General features: G+C 38.2%; 1 protein-coding gene. It reads left to right on the forward strand.

Going from position 1 to position 2,612, the window contains the following annotated elements; genetic code table 11:
* Positions 1-126 precede the first annotated feature (126 nt).
* The coding region (locus AC3DU7_RS18260) for an alpha-mannosidase (protein ID WP_488040740.1) at positions 127-2,612 on the forward strand (2,486 nt) is incomplete at its 3' end.

Below are 2,612 nucleotides of genomic sequence, written 5' to 3' on the forward strand. Positions count from 1 at the left end.
TCCACTGAAACGAATATTTTCTCTATCTTCTCAATTGAGTGGAGCGATCGCTTATATCTTATCTATTCTTCTTCCTTCTGCTATATACTCGCTCTAACCATTCAATAATCAACAAATCAAAACTTTATGCAACTTTCTATTAGAGAAATTTCCACAACTATAGAAAAGCTACGAAAATTAACTCAAGTAGATATTCAAAGACAATGGCGATGTCGACAAGGAGATATACCTGTAACTACACTTGAAAATTTAGATACTTGGGAGTTAGCCGTAACAAATGAGAAAAAACATATTGCCTGGGCAAAAGGTAAACAGATTTTATGGTTAGGGCAAAAATTGATAATTCCCTCACACTTAAACAACTATTTTTTAGCTGATTTATCTTTAAAATTAGGCTTAACTTGGTGGGCTGAATCTGCGGAAATTTATGTTAACGGAAAATTAGTACAGACAGGAGATTTATTTGACTGTTCAAGTAGAATTTTATTGAGTCCAAAGGCGATGGTTGGGGAAACTTTTTTAATTGGGATTAAGTTAGTAAGTCCAGTACATGACTGTGGAGCTTTAGTAAAGTCTTGGTGCGTGTATGAAAATTTAGATAATTATCAGTTAGACCCTGGTTTTTTTGCGGATGAGTTAGAAATTTTGGTTGAATATTTGGCAAAAGTTGAAGGTGATAATTGCTTAGATATAGACATAATAAAAGATGCAGTAAATTTGATAGATTGGCAGTCAGTTGGAGAGAGAGAAAAGTTTGAAGAATGTCTAGCAAAAGTTAATGCTGAAATATTCAAAATTTCTGGGAAGTATATTAATAGTTTAAAATTGAAATTATTGGGTCATGCTCATTTAGATTTAGCTTGGTTATGGGATGTCAAAGAAACTTGGGAAGTGGCTGAACGAACTTTTGAGTCTGTATTGAATTTACAACAAGATTTTCCCGAACTTATTTTCTGTCATTCGACTCCGGCACTATATGAATGGATAGAAATAAATCGACCAGATTTATTTAACAGAATTAAAGAACAAATTGAGTTGGGAAAGTGGGAATTTGTTGGGGGTTTTTGGGTAGAACCAGAGTTGAATACGGTGAGTGGGGAATCAATTGTTCGACAAGTTTTATATGGTCAAAGGTATTTTTGGGGAAAATTTGGTAGATTTTCTCTTGTAGCTTGGTTGCCGGATAGTTTTGGTTTTTGTTGGCAACTTCCGCAAATTCTTCAGGGTGGAGGTATGGAATATTTTGTGACTCAAAAGTTGCGTTGGAATGATTTAACAGAGTTTCCTTTTGAGGTTTTTTGGTGGGAAGGTCTGGATAAAAGTCGGATTTTTAGTTTTATGTCACCGCCGATAGGAGAAAGTATTGAAGTTGTGAAAATGGCAAAGTTTGCTTGTGAATGGTTGGTGAAAACTGGCAGGAAAAATGTTTTGTGGTTGCCTGGGGTGGGAGACCATGGTGGGGGGCCGACTCGGGATATGTTGGAGGTAGGTAAAAGATGGCAGGAGTCTGGTTTTTTTCCTTTGTTGGAGTTTACGACTGCTGAGAATTTTTTGATGAAGTTGGCGGGGGAAAGTTCTGATGATTATCCTATTTGGCGGGATGAACTTTATCTGGAATTTCATCGGGGTTGTTATACGACTCATGCAGATCAAAAAAGATGGAACCGTTGTTGCGAGGGTTTGTTGTATGAGGCGGAGTTGTTTGCTGTTTTTGCTTCGGTTCTGACTGGGGCTTTTTATCGGAAGAGTGATTTGGAGGTTGCTTGGAAGGGGGTTTTGTTTAATCAGTTTCATGATATTTTGCCTGGTTCGGCTATTTCTGATGTTTATGTGGATGCTAATCGTAGTTGGAGAGAGTCTGAACGGTTGGGGTTGGAAATTTTGGATGAGGCGATCGCCTCCATTGCCTCTCATGTGGATCTTTGTCCACCTTTTTCGTTTGATTCTGGTGAAGGTGGGATGTTTTATCCGGTTATTGTTTTTAATTCTTTGAATTGGCAACGTTCGGAGTTGGTTTCGGTTGCTTTGCCAGCGCTTCCAGAAAAAAGGGATTATTGGGGGGTAGGGAGTGGCGGTGCAACTATGGGGAGGCGACAGACGCATTTTGTGCCGCACCATGGAAGGGAGCAGGAAGAGGGTTTGGAAATGGATAATTATTCTGCTGGTATGCAAAACGATGGAAATGACTGGCAAGTTTATGACAATGAGGGAAAATTAGTTAGTTCTCAGGTATTGGATAAGGATTTATTGTTTGTTGCTTCTGATGTGCCTGGGGTTGGTTATCGAGTGTTTTGGTTATGTTGCGGGTTTTTTGATTTGGACAAAAGACTATATATGAGCATACCTAGCGCCCATTTTACAGAAAGGATAGCGAAAAAATTTGATTCTGTCAATACTGTTAGTTTAAATGCTGAAAGATGGCTTTTAGAGAATGATTTATTACGGGTAAAGGTGGAGGGGGAAACGGGAAATTTGGAGAGTATTTTTGACAAGATTAATGAAAGGGAAGTTTTGGGAAAAGGGAAGGGGAATGAATTGCAAGCTTTTCAAGATAAAGGTCAATATTGGGATGCTTGGAATATCGATCCAAATTATCAAGAATATCCTTTAGC

It is taken from the genome of Okeania sp. (assembly GCF_983059655.1).